The organism is Mesorhizobium sp. M2A.F.Ca.ET.037.01.1.1 (assembly GCF_003998075.1).
GTDB lineage: Bacteria > Pseudomonadota > Alphaproteobacteria > Rhizobiales > Rhizobiaceae > Mesorhizobium.
Map to the genome: position 1 here is coordinate 1 of NZ_RZSA01000509.1, position 4,737 is coordinate 4,737.

The 4,737-nt window shown below is 62.9% G+C and carries 6 protein-coding genes; 4 read left to right on the forward strand and 2 right to left on the reverse strand.

Annotation, left to right across the window (positions count from 1 at the left end):
* Window positions 1-1,143, reverse strand: a 1,143-nt coding sequence (locus EOA27_RS22695; RefSeq protein ID WP_127257231.1) for a class I tRNA ligase family protein, incomplete at its 3' end; no start/stop codon positions are given.
* A 216-nt stretch (window positions 1,144-1,359) separates the two neighbouring features.
* Between EOA27_RS22695 and EOA27_RS22700 the strand changes: the two genes are divergently transcribed.
* From EOA27_RS22700 to EOA27_RS22715, 4 genes are all read left to right on the forward strand, one after another.
* Entirely contained in the window at window positions 1,360-2,022 is a 663-nt protein-coding gene (locus EOA27_RS22700; RefSeq protein ID WP_126080572.1) for a YggS family pyridoxal phosphate-dependent enzyme, read from the forward strand.
* Between the two features lie 84 nt (window positions 2,023-2,106).
* Window positions 2,107-2,361, forward strand: a complete 255-nt coding sequence (locus EOA27_RS22705; RefSeq protein ID WP_126080571.1) for a type II toxin-antitoxin system Phd/YefM family antitoxin — start codon at window positions 2,107-2,109, stop codon at window positions 2,359-2,361.
* Window positions 2,361-2,762: a type II toxin-antitoxin system VapC family toxin gene (locus tag EOA27_RS22710; RefSeq protein WP_126080570.1), complete on the forward strand. Its 402-nt coding sequence runs from the start codon at window positions 2,361-2,363 to the stop codon at window positions 2,760-2,762. Before EOA27_RS22705 ends, EOA27_RS22710 begins: the two co-directional genes overlap by 1 nt.
* A 129-nt stretch (window positions 2,763-2,891) precedes the next feature.
* Window positions 2,892-3,941, forward strand: coding sequence for an aldo/keto reductase (locus EOA27_RS22715; RefSeq protein WP_126080569.1), 1,050 nt, complete (start codon window positions 2,892-2,894; stop codon window positions 3,939-3,941).
* A gap of 61 nt (window positions 3,942-4,002) precedes the next feature.
* On the opposite strand, the gene EOA27_RS22720 is transcribed toward EOA27_RS22715, so the two are convergent.
* On the reverse strand, window positions 4,003-4,737 hold a 735-nt coding region (locus tag EOA27_RS22720; protein ID WP_127257233.1), incomplete at its 5' end, for a LysR substrate-binding domain-containing protein.

Below are 4,737 nucleotides of genomic sequence, written 5' to 3' on the forward strand. Positions count from 1 at the left end.
GGCCTCCTCGATGACCTGGAAGGTCTTGGCGTCGCCGTCTTCGGGCATCACCACCGGGATCACCGGCAGGCCGTATTTGTTGGCGAAATCGAGGTCGCGCTGGTCGCCCGACGGGCAGCCGAAAATGGCGCCCGTGCCATATTCCATCAGCACGAAATTGGCGACATAGACCGGCAGCGTCCAATTCTCGTCGAACGGGTGGACGACGCGGATGCCGGTGTCGAAGCCCTTCTTTTCGGCCGTCTCCAGCGCCGCCACCGAGGTGCCCATATGGCGGACTTCCTCGATGAACTTCGCCAGCTCGACATTCTCCTCTGCGGCCTTCCTCGCCAGCGGATGGTCGGCGGCGACGGCCATGAAGGAAGCGCCGAAGATGGTGTCGGGCCTCGTCGTGTAGACTTCGAGCTCATGCGCGTCGCCAACCGGTTTTGCCAACGGCCAGCGGATCAGCAGGCCTTCGGAGCGGCCGATCCAGTTGTGCTGCATCAGCTTGACCTTCTCCGGCCACTCCTCGAGCAGGTTGAGCGAATCCAGCAGATCCTGCGCGAAGTCGGTGATCTTGAAGAACCACTGCGTCAGCTCGCGCTGCTCGACCAACGCCCCCGAGCGCCAGCCACGGCCGTCGATGACCTGCTCGTTGGCGAGCACCGTCATGTCCTCCGGATCCCAGTTGACCTTGGAGGATTTGCGCGTCACCAGCCCCTTCTCGACGAAGTCAAGGAACAGCATCTGCTGGCGGTGATAGTAGTCGACGTCGCAGGTCGCGAACTCGCGCGCCCAGTCGAGCGACAGGCCCATCATCTTGAGCTGCTCGCGCATGACGGCGATATTTTCGTAGGTCCAGTCCTTGGGGTGGACCTTGTTCTGCATGGCCGCGTTTTCAGCAGGCATGCCGAAGGCGTCCCAGCCCATCGGATGCAGCACGTTGAAGCCCTTGGCCCGCTTGTAGCGCGCCACCACATCGCCCATCGTGTAGTTGCGGGTGTGGCCGATATGGATCTTGCCCGACGGATAGGGGAACATCTCGAGCACGTAGTATTTCGGCTTCGGATCGTCGTTGCGAGCCTCGAACAGCTTCTTTTCGGCCCAGGCCTTCTGCCATTTGGGCTCTGACGTGCGCGGATTGTAACGTTCGGTTGCCATCGGATGTTTTTCACTTAAAAGCAGGTGCGCGGTGCTGGATTAAGGCGTGTGTTGATATTCAGGTCAGGCCGGCATTCGCAGGCCGGCATCGCCCGAATATCGACACGCCCAGGCCGGCAGCCGAGACAATGTCGTCGCGGTGTTCACCATGGATTGCCGGACCCGTCAACTGCGGCGAGCCGGCCCGGCCATGAAAACTATAGGCAGGATAGTGGCATGACGAACGCCGTAGAGCAGCTTCACGCGGTCAAGGCGAAGATAGCAAGCGCCGAGCGCGAGGCAAGGCGCGAGCCCGGCGCGGTCACCCTGGTGGCGGTGTCGAAGACCTTCGCGGCCGAGGACATCCGCCCTGTGATCGAGGCCGGCCAGCGTGTCTTCGGCGAGAACCGCGTGCAGGAAGCGCAGGGCAAATGGCCGGCGCTGAGGGAGGCATTTGCCGATCTGGAGCTGCATCTGATCGGCCCGCTCCAATCCAACAAGGCCAAGGAAGCCGTCGCGCTGTTCGACGTCGTCGAGACCGTCGACCGCGAGAAGATCGCCGCGGAGCTTTCAAGGGAAATGACCAGGCAAGGCCGGACGCCAAGACTCTATGTCCAGGTCAACACCGGCTCCGAGCCGCAAAAGGCAGGCATCGAGCCGCGCGAGGCGGTCGCCTTCGTCAAGCGCTGCCGCGACGTTCATGGCTTGGCCATCGAAGGCCTGATGTGCATCCCCCCGGCCGATGAGAACCCCGGCCCGCATTTCGCGCTGCTGGAAAAGCTCGCTCGCGAGGCCGGCGTTGAAAAACTGTCGATGGGCATGTCCGGCGACTATGAGACTGCGATCGCCTTCGGCGCGACCAGCGTCCGGGTGGGATCGGCGATCTTCGGCAGCCGGTAGCCTGCGCCCCGTATCTTGCGCCGGTATCGATTGATATCTGCGGCTACCGCGTTATATCTAGCCAAGCTAGCTAGGAGCAGCAAGATGAACTGGCATCTTCAGGACGCGAAGAACAATTTCTCGAAAGTGGTCCAGCGGGCGCGAACCGAGGGACCGCAGACCGTGACACTTCGCGGCGAACGTGCCGCGGTCGTCCTCTCCGCAGACGACTACGATCGCTTGGCCGGGAAGAAGAAATCGCTCGTCGAGTACCTATTGAGCGGTCCAGGTTGGGACGAGGAGTTTGACAAGGAAATCACCCGTCGCTCGGACACGATTATCCGGGACATTGATCTCTGATGTATCTGCTGGACACGAACGTCGTGTCGGACGTGCAAAGACGGTTGCCTAAGCCGACTGCCTGGATAGCTTCGATTGATCCGGCGTCGATCAACCTTAGTGTCATTACGCTGGGTGAGATCGAGCGAGGAATCGTCAAACAGCGTAAGATCGACCCTGAAAGGGCGGCTCGGCTCGATATCTGGCTGCGAGAACTTCGAAGAGACAATACGGACCGCATTCTCGCGATCACGGAGGAGGTCGCTCTTGCCTGGGGTCGCATAACGGCGGGACGCACACGGGGGAGCGCCGACTCGCTTATCGCGGCGACCGCCCTCGTGCACGACCTGATCCTGGTCACGCGAAACGTCGCCGACTTCGAGGGCGTCGGCGTTACAGTCCTCAATCCCTGGGAAGTCTGACCGTTCTGGGATCCGCCGGCGGGCAACTTCACGCCAAGTTGACTACCGTGGTTGTGCCAGCGCTTGAAACGAAACGGCCCGTTCCTATTTGCTTGTGGTCACTCACTCCTTCTCTCGGGGAATCCCACCATGCGCTACAACCAGCTTGGCAATACCGGCCTTTTCGTTTCCGAACTCTGCCTCGGCACCATGACGTTCGGCGCCGCCGGCGAGAATGCCCAATGGGGGCTGATCGCCAGTCTCGACCAGAAGGGCGTCAACGAGATCGTCGCCCGCTCGATCGCCGCCGGCGTCAATTTCTTCGACACGGCGGATGTCTATTCCTTCGGCCAGTCCGAGCAATTGCTCGGACAATCGCTCAAGGATCTCGGCATCAAGCGCTCGGACGTCATCATCGCCACCAAGGTGCATGGCGCGATGGGCAACGGCCCGAACGAGCGCGGCTCGTCGCGCGGCCACATCATGGATTCCGTCGACGGCAGCCTGAAGCGGCTGCAGCTCGACCATATCGATCTCTACCAGTTGCATGGCACCGACACGGTGACGCCGATCGACGAGACGCTGCGCGCGCTCGACGATCTCGTCGCCAGCGGCAAGGTGCGCTATGTCGGCGTCTCCAACTGGCAGGCCTGGCGCATCGCCAAGGCGCTGGGCATTGCCGAGCGCAAGGGCTTCGCCCGTTTCGAGACCATTCAGTCCTATTACTCGATCGCCGGCCGCGATCTCGAGCGCGAGATCGTGCCGCTGATCAACGAAGAGAAGCTCGGCCTGATGGTCTGGTCGCCGATGGCCGGCGGACTGCTCTCCGGCAAATACGGCCCTGGCGCTCCCGGCAATGGCGAGGGCCGCCGCGCCTCCTTCAACTTCCCGCCGGTCAACGAAGACCGCGCCTGGGCGGCGGTCGCCGTCATGCGCGAGGTGGCGAAGAAGCATGACGTCAGCGTTGCCACCGTGGCGCTTGGCTACGTGCTGGCAAAACCTTTTGTGATGAGCGTCCTCATCGGCGCCAGCCGCATGGACCAGCTCGAGCAGAACCTCGCCGCTACCGGCTTGCAGCTCGATGCCGACGATCTTGCCAGGCTCGACGAGGTGAGCGCGCTGCCCGCCGAATATCCCGGCTGGATGCTTGAGCGGCAGAGTGCCGGCCGGCGTCCGGCGCCGTTCGTGCCGAAGGCGTGATCTATCTCCAATAGGCTGGTTTTTTTCGGGAGCCGCGCTGTCTAAGCGCGGCTCTTCCATTTCAGAGCCGGACAGTTTCCGCGAGAAAGTCGAGAAAGGCCCGCACCCGCGCCGGCAGATGCTTGCCGTGGCCGACATAGACGGCGTGCGTCGGCTCCTCGTCGCCGGGATTGAACGTCTCCAGCAGCGGCACGAGCCGCCCTGCGGCGATGTCGGGCTCGACATGCCAGCGCGCCAATCTTGCGATGCCCGCTCCGGCCAATGTCGTCAGCCGCATCGCTTCGCCATCGGTCAGCGACATGTTCCCGACGATCGGCAGGATGATCGATTTGCCCGCGGCATCAATGAAAGGCCAGCCGTCGATATGCCTGGCGAAGCCGAAGGCGAGCATGTTGTGGCGGGCAAGGTCGGACAATGCGCGCGGCGTGCCGCGTGCTGCGAGATAGGCGCGGGACGCAACCAGCACCATCCGGCTCTGGCCGAGCTTGCGCGCCACCAGGCGCGACTCGCTAAGCGGTCCGGCGCGTATGGCGACATCGGCCCGCTCCTCCAACAGGTTGATGACATTGTCGGTCAGCACCGCTTCGACGGAAATCTCGGGATAGCGCTCCAGGAAACGCGGCAGCAATTCCATCAGCCGGTGCTGGCCGAACGGCACATAGGAGTTGACCCTGAGCTTTCCGCGCGGCGCGGCGCCTGCGGCCGCCTCGCGTTCCGCCGCATCAAGATCGGCAAGGATACGCAGGCCGCTGTCGTAAAAGCTGGTTCCCTCCGGTGTCAGTTGCAGCTTGCGTGT